Source organism: Rathayibacter festucae DSM 15932, assembly GCF_004011135.1.
GTDB lineage: Bacteria > Actinomycetota > Actinomycetes > Actinomycetales > Microbacteriaceae > Rathayibacter > Rathayibacter festucae.
This window is the reverse complement of the sequence record NZ_CP028137.1, coordinates 4,289,532-4,311,984: the sequence shown is the minus strand read 5'-3', so window position 1 is coordinate 4,311,984 and position 22,453 is coordinate 4,289,532. Positions and strand designations below refer to the sequence as shown.

The following is a 22,453-nucleotide window of genomic DNA, read 5'->3' as shown; positions in this document are numbered from 1 at the left end:
CGCCAGCCCCCGCGAGCGCGCCCCGCGGGCCCCTACGGTCGAGGGATGAGCATCGAAGCGCGCGGCCGCACCCTCGTCGACCTCCACACCGCCCCCGAGCTGCTGAGCGTGGTGAACGTCTGGGACGTGGTCTCGGCGACCACGATCACCGCCCTTCCCGAGACCCGGGCGCTGGCGACGGCGAGCCACTCCATCGCCGCGACCTTCGGCTACGAGGACGGCGAGCGGATCCCGCTCGACCTGCACCTGAGCATGATCGAGCGGATCGTCGCCGCGGTCGACGTCCCCGTCTCGGCGGACCTCGAGGCCGGCTACGGCGACGCCGGCGAGACCGTCCGCCGCGCCATCGAGGTCGGCGTCGTCGGTGCGAACCTCGAGGACCAGGCGAAGCCGCTCGCCGAGGCGCTGCGCTCCGTCGAGAAGGCGGTCGCCGCCGCCGAGGAGGAGGCCGTGCCCTTCGCCCTCAACGCCCGCACCGACGTGTTCCTCCGCGCCGGCGACCGCGACCGCGGCGAGGTGCTCGCCGACGCCGTCGAGCGCGGACGCGCCTACCTCGACGCGGGGGCGACCTGCTTCTTCGTCCCCGGCCTGCTCCAGGACGCGGAGCTCGAGGCCCTCGTGGCCGAGCTCGGCCGTCAGCGGGTCAGCGTGATCGGCGTCCCCGGCTCGCAGTCGCCCGCGCGCTTCGAGGAGCTCGGCCTGGCCCGCGTCTCCTACGGACCGTGGACGCAGCGCGTCGCGCTGACCGCCCTGCAGGACGCGGCGACCGCCCTCTACGCCGGCGGCGCGCTGCCCGAGGGCACCCGTCCGCTGAACTGACCCCGCCGCCCGGGCGCGTTCCGCGCGCTCGGGCGTAGCGTGGGCTCATGTTCCGAGCCGTCGTCGTCGAGCAGCACTCCTCCTCCGACACCGAGACCCCGAATCGCGCACGACTGACCGAGCGGGACGATCCCGATCGCTCGCACGGGGACGTGACCCTCGCCGTCGAGTACTCGAGCGTGAACTACAAGGACGCTCTCGCGCTCGCCGGCCGGCCGGGTGTGGTCCGCCGCACCCCGCTGATCGCGGGCATCGACGTCGTCGGCACGGTCGAGTACGCGGACGGCGCCGCGGCCGAGCGCTTCGACTCCGGCGACCGCGTGGTGCTCAACGGCGCCGGCCTCGGCGAGCGCTTCGACGGCGGCTTCACCGAGCGGGCCCGCGTCGACTCCGCGTCGCTGCTGCGCATCCCCGGCGCGATCTCCTCCGCCCGCGCCGGTGCGATCGGCACCGCCGGCTTCACCGCGATGCTCGCCGTCCTCGCCCTCGAGCGGCACGGCGTCCGCCCCGGCGACGGACCGGTGCTGGTCACCGGCGCCTCGGGCGGCGTGGGCTCCCTCGCCGTCGCGCTGCTCGCGAAGCTCGGCCACGAGGTGGTCGCCTCGACCGGGCGCGCGGACGAGCACGGCGAGCTGCTCCAGCGCCTGGGCGCGACGGAGGTCCTCGACCGGGCCGAGCTGTCCGAGAAGGGCAAGCCGCTGCAGTCGGAGCGCTGGGCCGGCGCGATCGACTCCGCCGGCTCGCACACCCTCGCCAACGCGCTCGCGCAGACCCGCTGGGGCGGCACCGTCGCCGCCTGCGGTCTCGCGCAGGGCGGCGACCTGCCCGCGACGGTGATGCCGTTCATCCTGCGCGGAGTGACGCTGGCGGGCATCAACTCCGTGGAGGCGCCGCGGAAGCTCCGCGAGGAGGCCTGGCGCCGGCTGGCCCACGACCTCGACCTGGAGCTGCTCGACGGACTGACCTCGACGGTGCCGCTTGCAGGCGCGATCGACGCCGCGACCGACCTGCTGGAAGGGCGCGCGCACGGGCGCACGCTGGTCGACGTGCGAGGCTGACGCTCCGGAGCTCGGGTCGCGAGGCGGTCCGAGCTACTCGGCGGCCTCGGTCGCGCCGCTGGGCTCGGCGGAGGCGTGACCGACGGAGGAGTCGGGGCGCGGCTTCGCGGCGGGCTTCTTCGCGGACGGCTTCTTCGCGGCGGGCTTCTCGGGCGCCGGCGCATCGGTGGTGGTCTTCTCGGCGACCGGCTTCTCGGCGACCGACTTCTCGGGCGCCGGCTTCTTCGTGGGCGCCTTCTTCGCCGCGGGCTTCGTCGCGACCGTCTCCTTCGCGGCCGGCGTCTCCTCCGCAGGCCCCCGCTCGTCCCTGCGCTCCGCCTCCGCCTGCGCTGCGGCCAGACGCTCGGCGGCCTGCTCCGCGACGGCCGGCACGACGACGAGGTCGTCCGTCTCGATGACGGGGATCGCCGAGGTCGCGGTCCCCAGCTGCAGCGCCGCGATCAGCTCGGGAGCGTGCTTCGTGCTGACGATCAGGCGCGAGTACTCCTCGTCGACGAGGTCGATCACCACCGCGGCGGCCGTCCGCTTGATCAGCAGGAAGTCCTTGCCGCCGTGGAACTTCCAGGTGCCGGCCGCGAGGGTCAGCGGCACCGCGGTCCCCGGCGCCCGGATCCCGCGCACCCAGATCCACGGATCCTCGGTGACGGTCGCCGAGCGGATGCTCGAGCGCTCGACGACGACGTCGCCGCGGTGCAGGGCGAGCACCCGTTCGGCGCGGGTCAGGCGGAGTTCGAGGCGGTCGGGGAGCACGGTCACGACGGGCATGCCCCTAGTCTGCCCCGCCCATCGCACTCGGCGCCCGGGAGTCGCAGTGGCAGCATGGAGGGATGGCCACGGATCCGGACGAGCGGCGCCTCCTCGACGCGCGCCTCGCCGAGCGGCAGGCCGAGGCCCGCCGCGAGGCGGAGCGCCTGGACGAGTCCCTCCGCGAGCTCCTCCTCGACCGCGCCGACGGCACCGCCGACGACGAGCACGATCCGGAGGGCACCCCGCTCTCGGCGGAGTGGTCGCGGATGGCCGGGGTGCGCGACGCTCTCGCCCGCACCGAGCGCGATCTCGCCGCCGCCCGCGCGCGCCTCGCCGCCGGCGACTACGGCGACTGCGCCCGCTGCGGCCGCCCGATCGGCGCCGCCCGCCTCGAGGCCCGCCCCACCGCCGACCTCTGCATCGCCTGCGCCCGCGCCGCCGAGTCCCGTCGCCGCTGACGGCGGTTCCCCGCCCGCACCTGAAGGCCCCCACAGGCCAAGGCGTGCAGAAACCCGGGTGCTCCTGCGAGAGTTCACATGCGGTCGTACCCCCGATGGGTGGTCCCGCTTCCCCTCCCCCTTTCTGCCGCCTCTCGAAAGGCCTCCCTCCGCATGACCGAGACGTCGTCCGACCGCGTGACCGGCGCCCCGCCGGCCCCCGACCGCCGCGCCTGGCGCTCCCTCGTGGTTCTCCTGGCGGGCATGTTCATCGCCCTGCTCGACACCACCATCGTGAACGTCGCCCTGCCGACGATCCGCACCACCCTCGACGCCTCCGAGTCGACGCTCTCCTGGATCATCTCGGGCTACGCGCTCGCCTTCGGCCTCGCGCTGATCCCGGCCGGCCGCCTCGGCGACCGCTTCGGGCACAAGTGGGTCTTCGTCAGCGGCGTCGCGCTGTTCACCGTCGCGAGCTTCGCCTGCGGCCTGGCCGCCGACGACGTCCAGCTCGTCATCGCGCGCGTCGTGCAGGGCCTCGCGGGCGGGATCTTCGTCCCGGCGGTCAACGCCTACATCCAGATCCTCTTCCGCGGCCCCGCCCGCGGCAAGGCGTTCGCGGTGATGGGCGCCGTCCTCGGCGTCTCGTCGGCGCTCGGCCCGATCATCGGCGGACTGATCATCCAGGCCTTCGGCGACGAGAACGGCTGGCGCCTGGTCTTCTGGGTGAACCTGCCGATCGGCGTCGCGACGCTCATCGCCGCCGCGATGCTGCTGCCGACCCGCAGCGAGCTCCAGGACGGCGACCGCGCCCCGAGCGGCGGCGTCGACTGGCTCGGGCTGATCCTCGTCTCGGGCGGCCTCGTCGCGTTGCTCGTGCCCCTGATCCAGGGCGAGGACGAGGGCTGGCCGCTCTGGACCTTCCTCTCGATCGCCGGCGGCGTGATCCTCCTCGCCGCGTTCGGCGCCTGGGAGGTCGCGTACACCCGCCGCGGCCGCGCGCCGCTCGTGCCGCCGACCCTGTTCCACCACCCCGCCTTCACCGGCGGAGTGATCCTGGCGCTGGTCTACTTCGCGGCCTTCACGAGCATCTTCTTCACCATCTCGCTGCTCTGGCAGTCCGGCCTCGGCCACACGGCACTGGAGTCGGGGCTCGTCTCGATCCCGTTCGCGATCGGCAGCATCGTCAGCTCCTCGCAGAGCAACCGCCTCACCGCCAAGCTCGGCCGCAACGTCCTGGTGCTCGGCAGCGGACTGCTCGCCGTCGGCCTGATCTGGGTGTGGCTGGTGCTGCTGACCGCGACGCCGGACTCGATCACCAACTGGCAGCTGCTCGCGCCGCTGTTCATCGCGGGCGTCGGCAACGGCTTCTTCATCGCGCCGAACGTGCAGTTCATCGTCTCGACGGTCGACCCTCAGGACGCGGGCGCGGCCAGTGGCGTGATCTCCGCGATCCAGCGGATCGGCTCGGCGGTCGGCATCGCCGCGATCGGCAGCATCCTCTTCGGCGGCCTGGTCATCACCGGCCCGGACACCGTCGCCTCGGGCTTCCTCGACGCCGCGGCCCCGGCGATGCTGGTCAGCGCGCTGATGGCGATCGCGGCCTTCGCGCTCGTCTTCGTGCTGCCGAAGTCGGTGTCGCGCCGGGGCTGACCCCCGGCGCCACCGCCTACTCCTGCGGGCGGGCTGCCGCCGCGGCCTTCGCGGCGGCCGGCAGCGCGTCGACGATCCGGCCGATCGCCGCGTCGTCGTGCGCGGCCGAGACGAACCACGCCTCGAACACCGACGGCGGCAGCGAGACGCCCGCGTCGAGCATCGCGTGGAAGAAGGCCGGGTAGCGGAACGACTCCTGCGCCTGGACCTGGGCGTAGTCGCGCACCGGTCCGCCGACGTCGGTGAACAGGAAGCTGAAGAGGCTGCCCGCGCTCTGCACCGTGTGCACGACGCCCTCGGCCGAGAGCGCGGCCGAGACCTCGCGCTGCAGCGTCAGGGCGGTGCGGTCGAGCGAGGCGTAGACGGCGTCGTCGGCGAGCTGCAGGGTACGGATGCCCGCGGCCACGGCGACCGGGTTCCCCGAGAGCGTGCCCGCCTGGTACACCGGCCCGAGCGGGGCCAGGTGGTCCATCACGTCCGCGCGGCCGCCGAGCGCCGCTACGGGCATCCCGCCGCCGATGACCTTGCCGAAGGTGTAGAGGTCGGCGACGTAGGGCGCCTCGGCGCCGGCGTTCTCGAGCCCCCACCAGCCGCCGGCGCTGACGCGGAAGCCGGTGAGCACCTCGTCCATGATCAGCAGCGAGCCGTTGGCGTGCACGAGCTCGGCGAGTGCCGCGTTGAAGCCCGGCGCGGGCGGGACGACGCCCATGTTCGCGGCGGCCGCCTCGGTGATCACCGCGGCGATCTCGGAGCCGCGCTCGGCGAGGACCGCGCGCACCGCGTCGAGGTCGTTGTAGGGCAGCACGATCGTCTGCGCCGCGGTGGCCGCGGTGACGCCGGCCGAGGCGGGCAGCGCGAGCATCGCGAGGCCGGAGCCGGCGTCGGCGAGCAGGCCGTCGGAGTGGCCGTGGTAGTGGCCGGAGAACTTGATCAGCAGGTCGCGGCCGGTGACCCCGCGGGCCAGGCGGATCGCGGTCATCGTCGCCTCGGTGCCGGTGGAGACCAGGCGCAGCTTCTCGATCGGCGACACTCCGCCGGCCGTGATCCGCGCCTCCACCAGCTCGGCGAGCTCGGTCTCGGCCGGGGTCGACGCACCGAAGGAGAGCCCGCGGGCCGCCGCCTCCTGCACGGCGGCGACGACCTCGGGGTGCGCGTGACCGAGGACGGCCGGACCCCAGGAGCAGACCAGGTCGACGTACTCGCGGCCGTCGGCGTCGGTGATGTACGGGCCGGTCGCCGACACCATGAACCTCGGGGTCCCGCCGACCGAGCGGAAGGCGCGGACCGGCGAGTTCACGCCGCCGGGGATCGCGTGCCGGGCACGCTCGTACAGGGTGTCGTTCGCGGTGGGAGTCACCCGACCACGATACGGCGCGCGCCTCAGCGGACGCCGGACGCCGGACCGCCCGGCCTACTTCAGCAGATCGTTCGCCAGCTCGACGGCCCAGTAGGTGAGCACGGCGTCGGCGCCGGCGCGGACGATGCCGGTGACCGACTCCACGATCGCCGCCTCGCGGTCGATCCAGCCGTTCGCAGCGGCGGCCTCGATCATCGCGTACTCGCCGGACACCTGGTACGCCCAGACCGGCACGTCCGAGATCGCGGCGACGTCGGAGAGCACGTCGAGGTAGGACATCGCGGGCTTCACCATCACGACGTCCGCGCCCTCGGCGAGGTCGAGCGTCGCCTCGCGCAGCCCCTCGCGGCGGTTCGCCGGGTCCTGCTGGTAGGTGCGGCGGTCGCCCTCGAGCGTCGACTGCACGGCCTCGCGGAAGGGGCCGTAGAAGCTGGAGGCGTACTTCGCGGAGTAGGCGAGGATCGCGGTGTCGAGGTGCCCGGCGCCGTCGAGGGCCGCGCGGATCGCGCCGACCTGGCCGTCCATCATCCCGGAGAGCCCGAGCAGGTGCGAGCCGGCCTCGGCCTGCGCGAGCGCCATCTGCTCGTAGCGGAGCAGCGTCGCGTCGTTGTCGACCCGGCCGTGCGCGTCGAGCACGCCGCAGTGCCCGTGGTCGGTGAACTCGTCGAGGCAGAGGTCGGTCTGCACGACGAGCGCGTCGCCGACCTCCTCGACGACGACCCGCGTGGCGGCGTTGAGCACACCGTCGGGGTCGGTCGCTCCGGAGCCCACCGCGTCGCGGGTGGTGGGCACGCCGAACAGCATGACGCCGCCGAGCCCGGCCTCGGCCGCCTCGGTCACCGCCCGCCGGACGCTGTCCAGCGAGTGGTGCGACACCCCCGGCATCGAGCCGATCGGCTGAGGTTCCGTGATGCCCTCGGCGACGAAGAGCGGAAGGACGAGCTGGGCGGGGTGGACGCGCGTCTCCCGCACGAGCCGGCGCAGGGCCGGGGTCGTGCGGAGGCGCCGCGGGCGGATCGCGGTCATGCCTCCAGCCTAAGCCGGGCTCGCGTCGCGCCCCGTGACCGTCGACATCCACTCCTCCACAGGATCGTCTCGTCGTCCTTCCTGCACAGATCACCGACGAGCGCCCGCACCCGAGGCGGTGTTCCGCCACCGTCGACACCATGGACGGAGTCGGCTCTCTCCTCGCCTCGGGCGGCGGGTTCGCTCCCGCGAGCGCCTTTCGCGCCGCCGGCGTGGACCGGTCCGCGGTCGAGCGCGCCCTGTCGACGGGCGAGATCGTCCGCGTGCGGCGCGGCTGGTACGCGATGGCAGGAGCGCCCGAGGCCGAACTGGCTGCCGTGCGTGCGGGCGGAGTCCTCACGTGCGTCTCTCTGCTGCACGCTCTCGGGCTCTGGACCACCGAGCGGCCAGGCCTGCACATCGCGCTCGGCGACTCCTTCGTCCATACCCTGCGTCCGGGGGCGGTCGGCCACTGGCGGCGATGGCCGGGTCAGGGCCGGCGCTCGTTCTCGCAGGACGGGATCGGTGCGGCGATCCTGAATCTCATCACCTGCATCGGTGAGGACGACGCCGTCGTGACGATCGACTCGGCTCTCAACCTGGGCCTGCTCGCCGAGGACGACCTGCCGACGCTCCGCGCGCTCGCTCCGGCGGGGAAGCGGGAGGTCTTCGCCCGTGTCGACGGCCGCAGTCAGTCCGGCCTCGAGACGAAGACCCGCTTGAGCGTGCGCCGCCGCAACGTGCCGGTCCGCCCGCAGGTCCTCGTCCCGCGTGTCGGCCGTGTGGACGAGGTGATCGGCGAGCGGATGGTCCTCGAGACCGACGGCTACCGCTACCACTCCAGCATCGAGCAGTTCCACGAGGACCGGCGGCGCGATCTCGAGCTCGCCCGCCAGGAGTACCTCTGCATCCGGCTCGACAACCACCAGATCATGGACGACTGGCCCCGCACCGAAGCGGCCCTCTTCGAGATGATCCGCCGGAACGAGCACATGTGGACTGCAGCGCAGCGCAGGCGCCGGGCACTCGAACACTGGTGAGCACTCACCTCGACCAGCGACGGCCGCACAACATCAGCTGAGACGGGGGTCCCTCCTCTGTCAGCGGAGGCCCACCCGTCTCAGCTGATGTTGTGCGCGAACAGCGCCGGTCAGCGGGTGGCGCGCTCCGCGGCGACGCCGGCGACGGCGTCGATCAGGGAGGAGGCGGAGCGCTCGTCGGCGACGACGTCGACGCGCAGGCCGAAGGCGCGCGCGTCCTTCGCGGTCTGCGGGCCGATCGCGGCGACCAGCGTCGACTCGGGCACGGGGCCGAGCTGCTTCTGCACCTGCTCGGCCACGCTCCCCGAGGTGACCAGGATCGCGTGCACGGCACCGCTCGCGACATCGGCGACGACGCGGTCCTCGACCTGCACGCCGACGGTGCGGTAGGCGACCACGGAGCGGACGTCGTGGCCGATGCGCTTCAGGCCCTCGGTCAGCAGCGGCTTCGCGATCTCGGAGCGCAGCGTGAGCACGCGGAGCGGGTGCTGCCCGCCGGTCGCCTGCTCCCACTCGGCGAGGAGGCCCTTCGCGGAGTTGTCCTCGGACGGCACGAGGTCGACCGAGTAGCCGGCCGCCACGAGCGCCGCGGCCGTGGTCTCGCCGACGGCGGCGACCTTCGTGCCCGCGGGCACGGTGGTGCGCAGCAGGGACAGCACGTCGACCGTGGTCGCGCTGGTCACCGTCATCCAGTCGAAGGCGCCGGCCTCGAGGTCGGCCAGGGCCTGCTCGAGTGCCGGGAAGTCGTCGGTCGGCGCGAAGTTGATCATGGGCGCGACGACGGGCGACGCTCCCTTCGCACGCAGGGCACCGGCGACGCCGTCGCCCCACGGACCTCCGCGGGGGACGAGGACACGCCAGCCCTGCAACGGCTTCTCCCACTGGGAGTAGGCGGCGGGCACGATCACGAAGAGGCTCCCAGAGGTGCGAGTTGGGCGGCACCCGCACCGAGAAGCGCGTCAGCGAGCAGAGAGCCGCAGCGGAACGCGGCTTCGACGACGGGCAGTTCGCGACCACCATACTGCGAAACCGCCAGGTGTCGAGGTCCGTCGACCGAACCGTTATCGATCGGCTCCGCCACCTCCCGAGAGAGGGACGCCGAGCCGTCGACCGCGAAGACCACGCCGCGGGTCACCACCCGCCCGCCCTCGACCGTCGCGCTCGCGCCGATCGGCGCCGCGCAGCCCGCCTCGAGCACGGCCAGCAGCGCCCGCTCGGCGGTGATCGCCGCCCGGGTCGGAGCGTGCTCGACCGCCGCGAGGGCCGCGCGCAGCTCGTCGGACGGCTCCTCGTCCCGGACCTCGATCGCCAGCGCACCCTGACCGGGCGCGTGCGGTGAGACCCCGAAGTCGAGGACCTCGGTGACCGCGTCGGTGCGCCCGAGGCGCCGCAGCCCCGACAGGGCGAGCACGATCGCGTCCAGCGGCGACGAGCTCCCGGCGGCCACGCGGCCGAGCCGGGTGTCGATGTTGCCGCGGATGTCGACGATCTCGAGATCGGAACGTGCCGCGAGCAGCGCCGCGCGCCGACGCGGCGAGCCGGTGCCGACCCGCGCACCGCGGGGCAGCGTCGCGAGGGTCGCCCCGTCGCGGGCGCAGAGCGCATCGCGCGGATCCTCGCGCTCAGGTACCGCGCCGAGGACGAGGCCCTCGACCGGCGCCGTCGGCAGATCCTTCAGCGAGTGGACGATCGCGTCGCAGCGCCCGGCCAGCAGCGCGTCGCGCAGTGCGCTCACGAAGACCCCGGTGCCGCCGAGCGAGGCGAGCGAGCCGCGCATCCGGTCGCCGTCGGACTCGATGCGCACCAGCTCGACGGGCACGCCGGCGGCCTGCGCCATCCGATCGGCGGTCATCCGGGTCTGCGCCACCGCGAGCGCGCTCGCGCGGGTGCCGACTCGGATGCTCACGGGGCGGTGCTCCCCGTCACAGGGCGACCCCGCCCGTCACGGCGCGATCCCCGCCAGCGCCGGCTTGAAGCCCGCGCGCACGTTCTCGCAGCAGCCGGGACGGCAGACGTCGTACCAGGGGCCGAGCGCCGTCATCGACGGACGGTCCTCCACCGGCGTGCCGTTGACCCGCTCCATCACCAGGTCGACGAGACCGGAGACGTAGACCGGGTCGGTGCCCGGCGTCGCCACGCGGACGGCGACGAGGCCGTGCTCCTCCGAGGTCTCGAGCGCCTCGTTGTCGAGGTCCCACATGACCTCCATGTGGTCCGAGACGAAGCCGAGCGGAACGATCACCAGCGCCTTGCGGCCCTTGGCGGGCAGCTCGGCGATCGCGTCGTTGATGTCGGGCTCGAGCCACGGCTGGGTGGGCGGGCCGGAGCGCGACTGGTAGACGAGCTGCCACGGCACGTCCTCCGCGCCGGCGGCCGCCATCACGACCTCCGCGACCGCGAGGTGCTGCGCCTCGTACGCGCCGCCGTCGCCGAAGTGGTGCACGTCGACGACGGTGCCGTCCTCGTGCCGCTCGTGCGGGCCGCTGCGCGCGGCGTCGGTGGAGGGGATCGAGTGCGTCGCGAAGAGCACCTCGACCTCGGTGGTGGCGTCCAGCCCGGGCAGGCGCGAGCGCAGCTCGTCGAGCCCGTCGTGGACGGCCTTCACGAACGGCATGACGAAGCCGGGGTGGTCGAAGAACTGGCGGACCTTGTCGATCCGCAGCTCGCCCTCGAGGCCGGTCGCGTCGAGCGCTGCCGCGAAGTCCTCGCGGTACTGCCGGCAGGAGGAGAAGGAGGAGTAGGCGCTGGTGGCGATGGCGATCAGGTTCGAGAAGCCGCGCTCCTTCGCCTCCGTCACCGCCTCGCTCATGTACGGCGCCCAATTGCGGTTGCCCCAGAGCACCGGGAGGTCGATGCCGCGGTTCGCGAGCTCGGCCTCGAGGGCGGCCTTCAGCGCACGGTTCTGCGCGTTGATGGGGCTGACGCCGCCGAAGTGGCGGTAGTGGTGGGCGACCTCCTCGAGGCGCTCCTCCGGGATGCCGCGGCCGCGGGTGACGTTGCGCAGGAACGGGATGACGTCGTCCTGCCCCTCGGGGCCGCCGAAGCCGGCGAGCAGGATCGCGTCGTAGGCGACCGGCTCGGTCACGTGCTCGGGGCCCGACGCCGCGGCCGGCGTGGCACCGCGGACGAGGACGCCCTCGGCGACCTCGGGGACGGGTTCGGCGAAGTCGCGCGCCTCGGGGGCGGGGACGGTGGAGCTCATCGGAGGACCTCGGCGATCTGGTCGGCCTCGATGCGCCGACCGGTGTAGAAGGGGACTTCCTCGCGCACGTGACGGCGGGCCTCGGTGGCTCGCAGATCGCGCATGAGGTCGACCAGGTTGACCAGCTCCTCGTCCTCGAGCGCGAGGATCCACTCGTAGTCGCCGAGGGAGAACGAGGCCACCGTGTTGGTCAGCACGGAGCGGAAGCGCGAGCCCTGACGGCCGTGCTGGGCGAGCATCGTGCGGCGCTCCTCCTCGGGGAGGATGTACCACTCGTAGGAGCGGACGAACGGGTAGACCGTCAGCCAGCGGGCGGGCGCCTTGCCGCGCATGTAGGCGGGGAGGTGGTTCGCGCTGAACTCGGCGTCGCGGTGCACGCCCATCGCGTTCCAGGTGGGCAGCAGCGCGCAGAGCAGCTCGGTGCGGCGCAGCTCGCGGTAGGCGCGCTGCAGCTCCTCGGGCGCGGCTCCGGTGAGCCAGAGCATGATGTCGGCGTCGGCGCGCAGGGCCGAGACGTCGTAGGTGCCGCGCACCGTGACGCCCTCGCCCGCGAGCCGCGAGACGGTGTCCTCGTAGCCGGCGGCCGCCTGGGCGGCCTCGTCGGCGGAGAGGGTGAACGGACGTGAGGGATCCCTGCGGAGAACCGCCCAGAGCGTGTATCCCAGGGCCTGATCGGAGTGAACCTGATCGGCGGGGGGCTGCGGCGCCGGAGCGGCGCTCGTGTCGGGGGCGGACTGAACGGGACCCGCCGTGTCGGCGGTCTGATCGGTCATTGATCCATCATCCCTCCGCTCGTGCGGATGCACAAAAGCGGGAGGGGCTCTGGCGCCGAGGGGTCCGGAGCGCTAGCGATCCGGACCCCTCGGCGCAGGAGGTGAGGCGGGTGGGGTCAGTCCTCGACGACGGCGCGGACGATGCCCCAGACGACGAGGCCGACCGCGGCGGCCGCACCGGCGGCCCCGGCGATCAGCGCCTCGGGGTGGTGCTTGCGCACGACGGAGACCTTGCGCTCGAGCGTCCGCTGGACGTTCCGCACCTTGCGCGGGACGTTCACCTTGTACTCGATGGCGTCGAGCGTCGCGGCGAGCTCGGTGCGCGCGCGCTCGATGTCGGCCTTCAGCTGGCTCGGCTGGAGCTCCGCCGGGTCGACGAAGCGGGGCGTGGTGCTGGATACAGCGCGATCAGTGGTCATAGCTGCCGACTCCCTTGAACGCCTGGACGTCCTTCTTGATGCTCTCGATCGAGTCCTGCGGAACGGGCGGGACGGCCTTCTTGATCGACTTGACGCCGACCAGGATCAGCACGACCGCCACGAGCAGGAAGAACACGGTCACGATCAGCGCCGACAGCCAGGCGGGGAGCCAGGAGGCGATGCCGATGATCGCGAAGGTGACGAGGGTCGCCCACGCGGTGAGGAGGAAGAAGGCCGCGACCGCGAACAGCGCGACCGCGAGCCCGGCGCTCTTCGCCTTCCCGGACAGCTCGTTCTTGAGGGACGCGATCTCGGCCTTGACGAGCTCGATCACGAGACCGGGGAGGTCGCTGACCAGCTCGCCCAGCGATCGGGCGTTCTTCGGATTGCGTTCGTTCACCACGGGGGCTCCTCGGAGGGTGGTCGTGCCGGGCCTCGGCCGAACGGACGGCCCGGAGGGATGAGGACTACGCCTTGCTGGTGGAGGACGACGACGTCGATCCTCCGGAGCCGGCCGCGGCGGCGGCCTCGTCGACCTTCGACGCGGCCGAGCGGGCCGCGGCGGTCGCCTCGGCCGAGGACGCGCCCTGGGCCTTCTTGCCACCGGAGACGGCCTTCACCACGACGTTCCGGACCAGCTCGTAGGCCTTGTCCGAGACCGTGCTGAGCTGCGTCTTGGCGGCTCCGCCGACGGCTCCGGCGACGTCCTGCACGGGCTGCGTCTGCCAGAACCTGTTCGCCGCCGAGGCGATCTGCTCGTACCGCTTCCGACCGGCACGCGCTCCCAGCACGTAGCCGGCTGCGGCTCCTGCCACGAAAAGAATCTTGCCCTTCACGCCTACTCCTCGTCCTGGGCCGCTCTCGCGGCTCGTTCACGCGGTCGATGACCACTCGTGTCGGGGCACGCCGCAGTCATGCGGGAGCCTCCGACCCAGAGTAGCCGTCACCGTCATATTCTTCGCGCGGTATGCCGACGCCTTGACGCACCAGTCGGCGGCGGATAAGAGCGGCGGTCTCGGCGGCGTGCGGGAGCACCGAGGCCAGCCCGGTCCCCGCGAGCCAGGTGCCGGTGACGGCGATCCCGGCCACCGGGGCGAGCGCCGCGCGGAAGGCCTCCAGATGCGCGCGCCGGCCGAGCGCCGCGGCCGGGCGGACGTTCGCCCAGCGCACCCGGGCCGAGTCGACGAGGCTCGCGGGGTCGAGCTCGATCCCGAGCAGGACCGACGCGTCGCGCAGGGCGGTCGCGGCCGCCTCGGCGTCGCTCGCGCCCTCGAGCGGCGGATGCTCGCCCGGGCGTCCGTAGGAGAGGCGCAGGACGTGCCGTCCCGCGGGCAGGCCGGCCGCCAGCCAGGCCCACTTCGCGGTGGCGTGGGTGATCGCCTTCGCCGTGACGTCCCGGGCGGTCGGCGCGACGAGCACGCCGGAGCCGCGCGGCGCGGCGTCCAGGCGGGCGTCGTCGACGACGAGGGTGACCAGCTCGACGGAGTCGTGCAGCACCTCCGCCGCCTCGTCGCGCACGGCGGGGACGATCCCGGCGAGCAGCTCGCGCGCGTCGCGCTCCGGCGTCGAGACGATGACCGATCGCGCGGTGAGCACGGCGCCGTCGTCGAGGGTGAGCAGGAACGGCTCGCCGTCGCCCTCGAGCCGGGTCACGGCGGTGCCGGTGCGGATCTCGCCCGAGAGGTAGTCGATCCGCTCGACGAGCGCGGCGACCAGGCGGTGCATTCCGCCGTCGATCCCGCGGACGGCGACGCCCGCGGGGAGGTTCGCGCGCAGGGCGGCGACCGCGCCGGCGAGGGAGCCCGCCCGGGTGATCGCCCCGTTCAGCCCGGGGGCCGCCGCGTCGACGTCGATGTCCTCGGGGCGGCTGGAGTAGACGCCGGAGACGACGGGCGCCACGAGATCGTCCAGGACCCGCTGCCCCATCCGGGTGCGCACCAGCTCGGCGAGGGAGTGCGCCCGGCCGATTCGCAGCACCGGCATCACGGCGTCGAGCCAGGCGCGCGCGGCGCCGCGGCGGCCGATCGCGCGGACGACGTCGGGGGCGAGCGGGGTGCCGGGGATGCCGAGGATCCCGGCGCGCGGCGAGGGGACGGAGCGCCCGCCCGCGAGGTGCAGCCAGGAGCCGCCGGTCCGCGGCTCGACGATCGACTCGGCGAGCGGCCGGCCGTCGAGAGTGAGCGCGGCGAGCGCCTTCTCGACGTGGCCGCCGCGGGTGGCGAAGCTCTCGGCGCCGGCGTCGAGGACGGCTCCGGCGATCTCGAGCGGGGCGACCGAGCCGCCGACCGCGTCGCCCGCCTCGAGCACCACCACGCGCAGGCCGATCCGCAGGCACTCGGCGGCGGCGGCGAGTCCCGCCACTCCCCCGCCGACGACCGCGACGTCGTAGTCGGCGCCGGCCCCGGTGCCGTTCCCCTCGCTGCCGTGCCCCTCGGTCATGGCCGCCAGGCGTGCACGTGCGCGACCAGGCGCGTCAGCACGTCGGGGTCGGTCTCGGGCGGCACGCCGTGGCCGAGGTTGAGCACGTGCGCCGGCGCGCTGGTGCCGCGGCGGAGGACGTCGTCGACGTGCGCGGCCAGCACCTCCCACGGGGCGGAGAGCAGCGCCGGGTCGACGTTGCCCTGCACCGGGACGAAGCCGCCGAGCCGGTGGTTCGCCTCGTCGAGCGGGATGCGGTAGTCGACGCCGACGACGTCCGCGCCGATCCCGTGCATCGCGCCGAGCAGCTCGCCGGTGCCGACGCCGAAGTGCACGATCGGCACGTTGCGGCGGATCTCGCCGTGGTCGTAGGCCAGGTCGCGCACGTGGGTCAGCGCTCGCGAGGAGGCGGGAGCCACGTGCGCGGTGTAGTCGGCGAGGGACAGCGCGCCGGCCCAGGAGTCGAAGAGCTGCGCGGCGCTCGCCCCGGCCAGCACCTGCGCGCGGAGGAAGCGGCCGGTGACCTCGGCGGTCCACTCCATCAGCCGAGCCCAGGCCTCGGGGTCGGCGTGCATCAGGGTGCGGGCGCGGATGTGGTCCTTGGACGGCCCGCCCTCCACGAGGTAGGCCGCGAGGGTGAAGGGGGCGCCGGCGAAGCCGATCAGCGGTGTCCCGCCCTCGCCGATCTCCCGCAGACCCTCGACCGTGCGGCGGACGCCCTCGCGGATCGGCTCGAGCGTCTCGTCGAGCAGGGCCGGATCGAGCGCGACCAGCTCGTCGACGTCCGCGGCGGTGCGCACCGCCTTCTCGAGAACGGGTCCGCGCCCGGGGACGATGTCGACCGCGACGCCCGCGAGGCGCAGCGGGATGACGATGTCGCTGAAGAAGATCGCCGCGTCCACGCCGTGCCGGCGGATCGGCTGCAGGGTGATCTCACTCGCGAGCGCCGGGTCGAGGCAGGCGTCGAGCATCTGGGTGTCGGTGCGCAGCGCCCGGTACTCGGGCAGGCTGCGGCCGGCCTGGCGCATGAACCAGACGGGCGTCGACTCCGGCCGGTCCGAGCGGTAGGCCCGCAGGAGAGAGGAGTCGGCCGTGCGCCCGGAGGCGAGCGGGTGCAGCGGATCGAGCAGGCCGGCGATGGGGGAGGTCACCGCGGCATTATTCCAGGCCCCGCTGACCGGGAGCATTCGTGCAGTCTTCCCCAGGACCGCGGCCGACCCCCGGACGCCCCGGGTAGACTGCCCTGGTGCTTCTGTGTCTGACGGCGTCGCACAAGAACGCCAGCTTCGATCTCCTCGAGAAGCTCTCCGTCGACTCCTCCGCCGTCGCGTCGGCGCTCTCGGACGGCATCGACTTCGTCTCCGGGGCCGTGGTCGTCGCGACCTGCAACCGCTTCGAGGCCTACCTCGACATCGACGAGCCGCTCACCGCCGCGCAGGCCGTGACCGTCGAGGCCGCCACCGCCGCGGTCAGCGCCGCGACCGGCGTCGAGCAGGAGGAGCTGCGCAGCTCGGTCTCCGTCGTCTCGGGCGACCGCGTCGCCGAGCACCTCTTCGCCGTCTCCAGCGGGCTCGAGTCCGTCGTCGTCGGCGAGGGCGAGATCGCCGGCCAGGTCCGCCGCTCGCTCGAGGAGGCCCGCCGCCTCGGCACCACCTCCTCCGAGCTCGAGCGCCTCTTCCAGCGCGCCTCGCAGACCTCCCGCGGGATCAAGAACCGCACCGGCCTCGGCAGCGCCGGCCGCTCGATCGTCCGCCTCGCCCTCGACCTCGCCTCCAGCCGCATCACCGACTGGCGCGCCGCCCGGGTGCTGCTGATCGGCACCGGCAGCTACGCCCGCGCGACCGTCGCCGCGCTGCGCGACCGCGGCGTGCTCGAGATCGCCGTCCACTCCCCCTCCGGCCGCGCCGAGGGCTTCGCGACCCGCCGCGCGCTCCGCCCGATCGACGGCGCCGAGCTGGCGACCGAGGCCGTCGCCGCCGACGTCGTGATCACCTGCACCACCACCCAGGAGCCCGTCCTCGACGCGGCGATCCTCGCGGAGGGACGCCTGCGCGGCTTCTCCCGCGAGCGCCAGCTGGTCATCGACCTCGGCCTCCCCCGCAACGTCGCCGCCGACGTCACCACCGTGACCGGCGTCGAGCTGCTCGACCTCGAGACGATCAGCCTGCACGCCCCGCTCGACGTGCTCGACGCGTCGACCCAGGCGCGCGCCCTGGTCGACAAGGCCGTCCGCAAGTTCTCCGACGTCGCCGACGAGAAGAGCCTCACCCCCGCCGTGGTCGCCCTGCGCGCCCATGTCTTCGATGCGCTCGACGCCGAGATCGAGCGCGCCCGCTCGCGCGGCGACGAGGACGGCCGCACCGAGCAGGCGCTGCGGCACCTGGCCGGCGTGCTGCTGCACACCCCGAGTGTCCGCGCTCGCGACTACGCCCGCGCCGGCGAGCAGGAGGCGTACCTCACCGGCCTCGAGGCGCTGTTCGGCATCGAGGTGCCCGCCGAGCGCACCGTAGCCCGCCCGCTCGAGGCCGGCGGCGCGTCCGCGGCCTCGGCGTGACGCCGCTCCGGCTCCCGTACGAGGCGGAGCCGATCGAGACGGAGCGGCTGCTGCTGCGTCCGCTCTCGCTCGACGACGCCGAGGACCACGCCCGCTATCAGGGCGATGCGGAGGCCGTCCGCTATCTGCGCTGGCCGGCGCGGACGCCCGAGGAGTCGCGCGCGCACCTGGCCGTCCGGCTGCCGTCGGACCGCCTCGCGGCCGACGGCGACGTCGTCGTGCTCGCGATCGTGCCGCGTTCCGGGCCGTTCGCCGGCCGGGTCGTCGGGGATCTCACGCTGATCGCGACCTCGACGGAGCAGGCCGGCGTCGAGATCGGGTGGGTCCTGCACCCGGAGGCGCAGGGCCGGGGCTTCGCGACGGAGGCCGCCCGCGCCCTGATCGACCTGGCCTTCGACCGGCTCGGCGCCCACCGGGTCGTCGCTCAGCTCGACGCGCGCAACACCGCCTCCGCCCGCCTCTGCGAGCGGCTCGGCCTGCGCCTCGAGGCGCACCACCTCGACGACGAGTTCTGCAAGGGCGAGTGGACCTCGACCCTCGTCTACGCCCTCCTCGCCCGCGAGCGCTGACGCCCTCCGGGTCTCGATACGCCCCTGCGGGCTACTCGACCAGCATGATCCCTTCGCTGACCACTCATCCCGATCGATCGGCCCCACTGCAGACGGGCGGGACACTTCATGCTGATCGAGTAGCCCGCGAAGCGGGCGTATCGAGATCCACCACCGTCAGGACCTGAGTCTGCAGACCCACTCTGCTGACGACGGTGGGTCTCGATAGGCCCCTGCGGGGCTACTCGACCAGCATGATCCTCCGCTGATCGAGTAGCCCGCGGAGCGGGCGTATCGAGATCCGAGAAGGGTCAGGCGCCGCGCAGGCCCGTGAAGAGGTGGGTCTCCAGCTGGTCGAGCGGGATGCGCTCCTGCTTCATGGTGTCGCGGTCGCGGACGGTCACCGCGTTGTCCTCGAGCGAGTCGAAGTCGATGGTCACGCAGTAGGGCGTGCCGATCTCGTCCTGGCGGCGGTAGCGGCGGCCGATCGCGCCGGAGTCGTCGAAGTCGACGTTCCAGAGCGCGCGGAGCCGGTCGGCGACCTCGCGGGCGAGCGGCGAGAGCGCCTCGTTGCGCGAGAGCGGCAGCACGGCGACCTTGACCGGCGCGAGGCGCGGGTCGAGGTGCAGCACGGTGCGCGTCTCGACCTTGCCCTTCGCGTTCGGCGGCAGCTCCTGCTCCTCGTAGGCGTCGACGAGGAACGCCATCAGCGCGCGGGTCAGGCCGAAGGACGGCTCGATCACGAACGGCACGAAGCGCTCGTTCTTCGTCTGGTCGAAGAAGGAGAGGTCCTTGCCGGAGTGCTCCATGTGCGTCTTGAGGTCGAAGTCGGTGCGGTTCGCGACCCCCATCAGCTCGCCCCACTCGCCCGACGCGAAGCTGAAGCGGTACTCGATGTCGACGGTGCGCTTGGAGTAGTGGGAGAGCTTGTCCTTCGGGTGCTCGAACTGGCGGATGTTCTCCGGCGAGATCCCGAGGTCGACGAACCAGTCCCAGGCGAGCTGCATCCAGGTCTCCTGCCACTCCTCGTCCGTGCCGGGCTCGACGAAGAACTCGAGCTCCATCTGCTCGAACTCGCGGGTGCGGAAGATGAAGTTGCCGGGGGTGATCTCGTTGCGGAACGCCTTGCCGATCTGGCCGATGCCGAACGGCGGCTTCTTCCGCGCGCTCTGCAGCACGTTGGCGAAGTTGGTGAAGATGCCCTGCGCCGTCTCGGGGCGGAGGTAGTGCAGCCCCGACTCGTCGTCGACGACGCCGAGGTAGGTCTTCATCAGCCCGGAGAACTGCTTGATCTCGGTCCACTGGCCGATCTTGTCGGGGTGCTCCGGGTCCGGGATGTCGGCGAGGCCGTTCTCGGGAGCGTGCCCGTTGACCTCCTCGTACTTCTCGAAGAGGTGGTCGGCGCGGTAGCGCTTGTGGGTGATCAGCGACTCGGTCAGCGGGTCGGAGAAGACGCCGACGTGGCCGGAGGCGCTCCAGATCGCGGTCGGCAGGATCACGGCCGAGTCGAGGCCGACGACGTCGCCGCGGCCCTGGACGAACGCCTTCCACCACTGGCGCTTGATGTTCTCCTTGAGCTCGACGCCGAGGGGGCCGTAGTCCCAGGCGGAGCGGGTGCCTCCGTAGATCTCGCCCGAGGGGAAGACGAACCCCCGGTGCTGGGCGAGGGTGACGACCTTGTCGAGGGTGGTGGGTTCTGCCACGGGGAGCTCCTAGCTGTTCGGGCGCACGGGGCCCTGGCGCGCGCCGGCTGCGCGCGTCCTTCTGGTGTGCGTCCATGGTAGCCGCGGGCCCGGCGGCCGACCGCGGGCGGGGTCCGTCCGCGGGCATGATGGCGGGATGAGCAGCCTCCCTCCCCTCGTCGTCTCCGCCGTCGCCGTCCTGCGCGAGCGCCGCGTGCTGATGGTGACGGCCCGCGGGCGCGACGTCGTCTACCTCCCCGGCGGCAAGGTCGACCCGGGCGAGACGAGCGCCGAGGCGGCGGCGCGCGAGACGGAGGAGGAGCTCAGCACCGCGCCCACGGCCCTCCGCGAGCTCTTCACCGTCCGCACCCAGGCGCACGGCGAGCCGGAGGGGCGGGAGGTGCACATGACCGTCTTCGCCGCGGAGCTCGCCGACGAGCCGCGCGCCAGCGGCGAGATCGACGCCCTGCACTGGATCACCGGCGCCGACGCGCACCGCTGCCCGCCCGCCGGGGTCGACACGCTCGCGCGGCTGCGCGCCCTGGACCTCGTCGACTGAGCGGGCCGTCACCGGCCGACGACGCTGGCGAGCGGCCCTCGCGCAGGCGGCTAGCCTCGTGGCGTGGAGACGAGACGACGCGCCAGAGACCATCCGACCGGAGGCGACGTTCCGCGCCTGGAAGCGGTCCGGCTGGAGGCGGCTGTGCCGATCCTGAGGATCTTCTCCGTCGCGAAGGCGGGCGAGTTCTACGTCGACTACCTCGGCTTCACAGTCGACTGGGAGCACCGTGCCTCCCGAGACGCACCGGTCTACCTCCAGGTCTCGAGGTCGGGTCTGCGGCTGCACCTGAGCGAGCACCACCGCGACGGGAGCCCCGGAGCGGCGGTGCACGTGGCCCTCCGCGGGGTGCGCGAGCTGCACGCCGAGCTCGACTCGAAGGAGTACCCGTACCTCAACCCGCGGATCACGCGGTCGCCCTTCGGCTTCGCGCTCGATCTGATCGATCCGTTCGGGAACCAGCTCCGCTTCGCCGAGGCCGCCCCGGACGCCGGTAACGCCTGAGACTCCGCTGGTCAACCGTTCACCGCCTGTCCACCGCTTTCCGATGCGGGTCCCCTAGCGTGGCCGGGATGGTGACTCGGGGGACGACACGACGACCGGACGAGGTCCGGACGCAGGGGCTGCGCCTGCGCGCACCGCTGCTGTCGACGGCGGCGCCGCTCGTGGTCGGACTGATCGGCTCGCTCGCGATCCTCGCGGGCTCGCTCGCGGTCGGCTACCTGCCGCTCGACTCGCCGATCCGGAGCTGGCCGCTGATCGCGGCACTGCGCGCCTCCTCGGGCGCCACCGAGCTCGGCGTCGTCGCCGTCGTCGGCGGCGGGATCCTGCTGCTCGTCGCCTGGCTGCGCCTGCGCGCGGTCGCGCTGGACGACCGGCCCGGCTCGGTCCGGGCGATCCTGGTCGCCGCGCTCGCCTGGGCCGCTCCCCTGCTGCTCGCCGTCCCGCTGTTCAGCCGCGACATGTTCTCGTACGTCGCGCAGGGCCGGCTGATGACGGCCGGCGTGAACCCGTACTCCAGCGGAGTCGCCACCCTCCCCGGCTGGTTCGCCCTCGGCGTCGATCCGCGCTGGGCCGACACCCCGACGCCCTACGGCCCGCTCTACCTGCTCGCCGAGCAGACCGCCGTGCACGTCGCCGGCTGGACCTTCCCCGAGCTCTCGATCGCGATGCTCCGCGCGCTGTCCGTCGCCGGAGTCGCCGTCAGCGCCGTCTACGCGCTCCGGCTCGCCCGGCTGCGCGGGCTGTCCGTCCCGCTCACCGCCTGGAGCCTCGTCGCCAACCCGCTCACCCTCGTCCTCTTCGTCGTCGCCGGGCACAACGACTCGGTGATGATCGCGCTGATCCTCGCCTCGCTCTACTACGGGCACACCGACCGCCGGGTGGCGGCGGTGCTGCTGATGGGAGCGGCGATCGCGGTCAAGCCGGTGGCGGTCATCGCACTGCCGGTGCTCGCGCTGCTCTGGCTCCGCCACGACGCGACGCTGCGCGAGCGGATCCGCGCCTGGGCCTGGAGCGGCGCCGGCGCGCTCGCCGTCGTGGTCGCGATCGGCCTCGCCGCGGGCGTGGGCGTGGGCTGGATCGGCGCGATGATCGTGCCCGGCTCGATCCTGCACTGGTACGCGCCGATGTCCGCCGTCGTCGTCGCGGTCTCCACGGCCGTGCAGATGACCGGCCACGACCCGGCGACGGCGATCGCCGTGGTCAAGATGCTCGCCCTGCTCGCCGCCGGGCTGATCGCCGGCGCCCTCATGCTGTCGCGTCGGGCGATCGACCCGCTCGCCCGCCTGACCGGCGCGCTGCTGGCCTTCGTCACCGCGTCGACCGCCATCCACCCGTGGTACGCGCTGTGGATCCTGCCGATCGCCGCGCTCTCACGGCCCTGGCGCAGCACCCACCGGCACCTGGCGGTCTACGCCACGGTCTTCCTGATGTGCGTCACGCTCGCCGAGCCGGTCGACGGCGGAGGCGGCGCGGTCGACCAGATCCCGGTCCGCGTCGCCACCATCGCCGCGATCGTCGTCGTCGGCGTCTACGTGCTCGTGAGCTACTCCGACGAGGAGCACGTCGACGCGCGCCGTCTCGTCGGCGCGGTCCCGTTCGGCTCCGAGATCCTGAGCCGCCTCAGCGGCGGCCGCCTCGGCGCCCCGGCGCCCCTGCGCATCCCGGCCCGCAAGTAGCC

General features: G+C 73.4%; 23 protein-coding genes. 10 read left to right on the top strand and 13 right to left on the bottom strand.

All coding sequences use genetic code 11. The annotated features are described in order from the left end of the window. Window positions 1-45 precede the first annotated feature (45 nt). Both C1I64_RS19695 and C1I64_RS19690 read left to right on the top strand, forming a co-directional pair. A complete protein-coding gene (locus tag C1I64_RS19695) occupies window positions 46-819 on the top strand; it encodes an isocitrate lyase/PEP mutase family protein (RefSeq protein ID WP_127888388.1) in 774 nt (257 codons plus the stop codon). A gap of 47 nt (window positions 820-866) precedes the next feature. Continuing rightward, the gene (locus C1I64_RS19690) at window positions 867-1,877 is read left to right on the top strand and encodes an MDR family oxidoreductase (protein ID WP_127888387.1); all 1,011 of its coding nucleotides are present in this window, start codon (window positions 867-869) and stop codon (window positions 1,875-1,877) included. A 33-nt stretch (window positions 1,878-1,910) separates the two neighbouring features. On the opposite strand, the gene C1I64_RS20685 is transcribed toward C1I64_RS19690, so the two are convergent. Next, entirely contained in the window at window positions 1,911-2,642 is a 732-nt protein-coding gene (locus tag C1I64_RS20685; RefSeq protein WP_244209544.1) for a hypothetical protein, read from the bottom strand. Window positions 2,643-2,704: 62 nt separating this feature from the next. Here C1I64_RS20685 and C1I64_RS19680 point away from each other — a divergent pair, with 62 nt between their 5' ends. Together C1I64_RS19680 and C1I64_RS19675 are read left to right on the top strand one after the other, a co-directional pair. Next, window positions 2,705-3,082 (top strand): TraR/DksA family transcriptional regulator, encoded by a 378-nt coding sequence (locus C1I64_RS19680; protein WP_127888386.1) that lies wholly within the window; start codon window positions 2,705-2,707, stop codon window positions 3,080-3,082. Between the two features lie 153 nt (window positions 3,083-3,235). After that, window positions 3,236-4,714, top strand: coding sequence for an MFS transporter (locus tag C1I64_RS19675; protein WP_127888385.1), 1,479 nt, complete (start codon window positions 3,236-3,238; stop codon window positions 4,712-4,714). A gap of 16 nt (window positions 4,715-4,730) precedes the next feature. Here C1I64_RS19675 and hemL read toward each other — a convergent pair whose 3' ends face one another. Together hemL and hemB are read right to left on the bottom strand one after the other, a co-directional pair. After that, window positions 4,731-6,071, bottom strand: a complete 1,341-nt coding sequence (gene hemL, locus C1I64_RS19670; RefSeq protein WP_208645172.1) for a glutamate-1-semialdehyde 2,1-aminomutase — start codon at window positions 6,069-6,071, stop codon at window positions 4,731-4,733. A gap of 54 nt (window positions 6,072-6,125) precedes the next feature. Then, window positions 6,126-7,097, bottom strand: a complete 972-nt coding sequence (gene hemB, locus C1I64_RS19665; protein ID WP_123444876.1) for a porphobilinogen synthase — start codon at window positions 7,095-7,097, stop codon at window positions 6,126-6,128. A gap of 140 nt (window positions 7,098-7,237) precedes the next feature. Between hemB and C1I64_RS19660 the strand changes: the two genes are divergently transcribed. Continuing rightward, complete coding sequence (locus C1I64_RS19660; protein ID WP_127888384.1) at window positions 7,238-8,116, top strand: type IV toxin-antitoxin system AbiEi family antitoxin domain-containing protein; 879 nt, start codon at window positions 7,238-7,240, stop codon at window positions 8,114-8,116. 110 nt (window positions 8,117-8,226) lie between these two features. On the opposite strand, the gene C1I64_RS19655 is transcribed toward C1I64_RS19660, so the two are convergent. The 9 genes from C1I64_RS19655 to hemE all read right to left on the bottom strand — a co-directional run bounded on the left by C1I64_RS19655 (window position 8,227) and on the right by hemE (window position 16,115). Continuing rightward, entirely contained in the window at window positions 8,227-9,021 is a 795-nt protein-coding gene (locus tag C1I64_RS19655) for a uroporphyrinogen-III synthase (RefSeq protein ID WP_127888652.1), read from the bottom strand. Further along, window positions 9,021-10,022, bottom strand: a complete 1,002-nt coding sequence (gene hemC / locus C1I64_RS19650) for a hydroxymethylbilane synthase (protein WP_127888383.1) — start codon at window positions 10,020-10,022, stop codon at window positions 9,021-9,023. Before hemC ends, C1I64_RS19655 begins: the two co-directional genes overlap by 1 nt. 36 nt (window positions 10,023-10,058) lie before the next feature. Further along, on the bottom strand, window positions 10,059-11,318 hold the full coding sequence (locus tag C1I64_RS19645) for a ferrochelatase (protein ID WP_123444874.1): 1,260 nt from the start codon (window positions 11,316-11,318) through the stop codon (window positions 10,059-10,061). Next, complete coding sequence (gene hemQ, locus C1I64_RS19640) at window positions 11,315-12,091, bottom strand: hydrogen peroxide-dependent heme synthase (protein ID WP_127888382.1); 777 nt, start codon at window positions 12,089-12,091, stop codon at window positions 11,315-11,317. The genes C1I64_RS19645 and hemQ overlap by 4 nt, the downstream gene beginning before the upstream one ends. Window positions 12,092-12,207: 116 nt before the next feature. Next, window positions 12,208-12,510 (bottom strand): DUF3618 domain-containing protein, encoded by a 303-nt coding sequence (locus C1I64_RS19635; RefSeq protein ID WP_123444872.1) that lies wholly within the window; start codon window positions 12,508-12,510, stop codon window positions 12,208-12,210. Further along, window positions 12,500-12,913: a phage holin family protein gene (locus tag C1I64_RS19630; protein ID WP_123444871.1), complete on the bottom strand. Its 414-nt coding sequence runs from the start codon at window positions 12,911-12,913 to the stop codon at window positions 12,500-12,502. Before C1I64_RS19630 ends, C1I64_RS19635 begins: the two co-directional genes overlap by 11 nt. Window positions 12,914-12,977: 64 nt before the next feature. Next, window positions 12,978-13,325 carry a YtxH domain-containing protein gene (locus tag C1I64_RS19625; RefSeq protein ID WP_185019938.1) on the bottom strand — a complete coding sequence of 116 codons (348 nt, stop codon included), beginning with the start codon at window positions 13,323-13,325 and terminating at the stop codon, window positions 12,978-12,980. A gap of 97 nt (window positions 13,326-13,422) precedes the next feature. Then, a complete protein-coding gene (gene hemG / locus C1I64_RS19620) occupies window positions 13,423-14,949 on the bottom strand; it encodes a protoporphyrinogen oxidase (protein WP_127888381.1) in 1,527 nt (508 codons plus the stop codon). After that, the gene (gene hemE, locus C1I64_RS19615; RefSeq protein ID WP_127888380.1) at window positions 14,946-16,115 is read right to left on the bottom strand and encodes a uroporphyrinogen decarboxylase; all 1,170 of its coding nucleotides are present in this window, start codon (window positions 16,113-16,115) and stop codon (window positions 14,946-14,948) included. Before hemE ends, hemG begins: the two co-directional genes overlap by 4 nt. A gap of 59 nt (window positions 16,116-16,174) precedes the next feature. On the opposite strand from hemE, the gene C1I64_RS19610 reads away from it, so the two are divergent. Both C1I64_RS19610 and C1I64_RS19605 read left to right on the top strand, forming a co-directional pair. Further along, complete coding sequence (locus C1I64_RS19610; RefSeq protein WP_123444869.1) at window positions 16,175-17,482, top strand: glutamyl-tRNA reductase; 1,308 nt, start codon at window positions 16,175-16,177, stop codon at window positions 17,480-17,482. After that, the gene (locus C1I64_RS19605; protein WP_244209543.1) at window positions 17,479-18,051 is read left to right on the top strand and encodes a GNAT family N-acetyltransferase; all 573 of its coding nucleotides are present in this window, start codon (window positions 17,479-17,481) and stop codon (window positions 18,049-18,051) included. The genes C1I64_RS19610 and C1I64_RS19605 overlap by 4 nt, the downstream gene beginning before the upstream one ends. Before the next feature lie 290 nt (window positions 18,052-18,341). Here C1I64_RS19605 and C1I64_RS19600 read toward each other — a convergent pair whose 3' ends face one another. Then, complete coding sequence (locus C1I64_RS19600) at window positions 18,342-19,733, bottom strand: glycine--tRNA ligase (RefSeq protein ID WP_123444868.1); 1,392 nt, start codon at window positions 19,731-19,733, stop codon at window positions 18,342-18,344. A 136-nt stretch (window positions 19,734-19,869) separates the two neighbouring features. Here C1I64_RS19600 and C1I64_RS19595 point away from each other — a divergent pair, with 136 nt between their 5' ends. The 3 genes from C1I64_RS19595 to mptB all read left to right on the top strand — a co-directional run bounded on the left by C1I64_RS19595 (window position 19,870) and on the right by mptB (window position 22,451). Further along, window positions 19,870-20,271, top strand: a complete 402-nt coding sequence (locus C1I64_RS19595) for an NUDIX hydrolase (protein ID WP_127888379.1) — start codon at window positions 19,870-19,872, stop codon at window positions 20,269-20,271. 63 nt (window positions 20,272-20,334) lie between these two features. After that, a complete protein-coding gene (locus C1I64_RS19590; protein ID WP_279630185.1) occupies window positions 20,335-20,775 on the top strand; it encodes a glyoxalase superfamily protein in 441 nt (146 codons plus the stop codon). A 68-nt stretch (window positions 20,776-20,843) separates the two neighbouring features. After that, on the top strand, window positions 20,844-22,451 hold the full coding sequence (gene mptB / locus C1I64_RS19585; protein ID WP_127888378.1) for a polyprenol phosphomannose-dependent alpha 1,6 mannosyltransferase MptB: 1,608 nt from the start codon (window positions 20,844-20,846) through the stop codon (window positions 22,449-22,451). The last annotated feature ends 2 nt before the right edge of the window (window positions 22,452-22,453 follow it).

Excerpts from the sequence above, each read along its gene's own strand:
- C1I64_RS19695 (WP_127888388.1), top strand. The coding sequence starts at position 46 with ATGAGCATCGAAGCGCGCGGCCGCACCCTCGTCGACCTCCACACCGCC.
- C1I64_RS19690 (WP_127888387.1), top strand. The coding sequence starts at position 867 with ATGTTCCGAGCCGTCGTCGTCGAGCAGCACTCCTCCTCCGACACCGAG.
- C1I64_RS20685 (WP_244209544.1), bottom strand. The coding sequence starts at position 2,642 with ATGCCCGTCGTGACCGTGCTCCCCGACCGCCTCGAACTCCGCCTGACC.
- C1I64_RS19680 (WP_127888386.1), top strand. The coding sequence starts at position 2,705 with ATGGCCACGGATCCGGACGAGCGGCGCCTCCTCGACGCGCGCCTCGCC.
- C1I64_RS19675 (WP_127888385.1), top strand. The coding sequence starts at position 3,236 with ATGACCGAGACGTCGTCCGACCGCGTGACCGGCGCCCCGCCGGCCCCC.
- hemB (WP_123444876.1), bottom strand. The coding sequence starts at position 7,097 with ATGACCGCGATCCGCCCGCGGCGCCTCCGCACGACCCCGGCCCTGCGC.
- C1I64_RS19660 (WP_127888384.1), top strand. The coding sequence starts at position 7,238 with ATGGACGGAGTCGGCTCTCTCCTCGCCTCGGGCGGCGGGTTCGCTCCC.
- C1I64_RS19645 (WP_123444874.1), bottom strand. The coding sequence starts at position 11,318 with ATGAGCTCCACCGTCCCCGCCCCCGAGGCGCGCGACTTCGCCGAACCC.
- hemQ (WP_127888382.1), bottom strand. The coding sequence starts at position 12,091 with ATGACCGATCAGACCGCCGACACGGCGGGTCCCGTTCAGTCCGCCCCC.
- C1I64_RS19635 (WP_123444872.1), bottom strand. The coding sequence starts at position 12,510 with ATGACCACTGATCGCGCTGTATCCAGCACCACGCCCCGCTTCGTCGAC.
- hemG (WP_127888381.1), bottom strand. The coding sequence starts at position 14,949 with ATGACCGAGGGGCACGGCAGCGAGGGGAACGGCACCGGGGCCGGCGCC.
- hemE (WP_127888380.1), bottom strand. The coding sequence starts at position 16,115 with ATGCTCCCGGTCAGCGGGGCCTGGAATAATGCCGCGGTGACCTCCCCC.
- C1I64_RS19595 (WP_127888379.1), top strand. The coding sequence starts at position 19,870 with ATGAGCAGCCTCCCTCCCCTCGTCGTCTCCGCCGTCGCCGTCCTGCGC.
- mptB (WP_127888378.1), top strand. The coding sequence starts at position 20,844 with ATGGTGACTCGGGGGACGACACGACGACCGGACGAGGTCCGGACGCAG.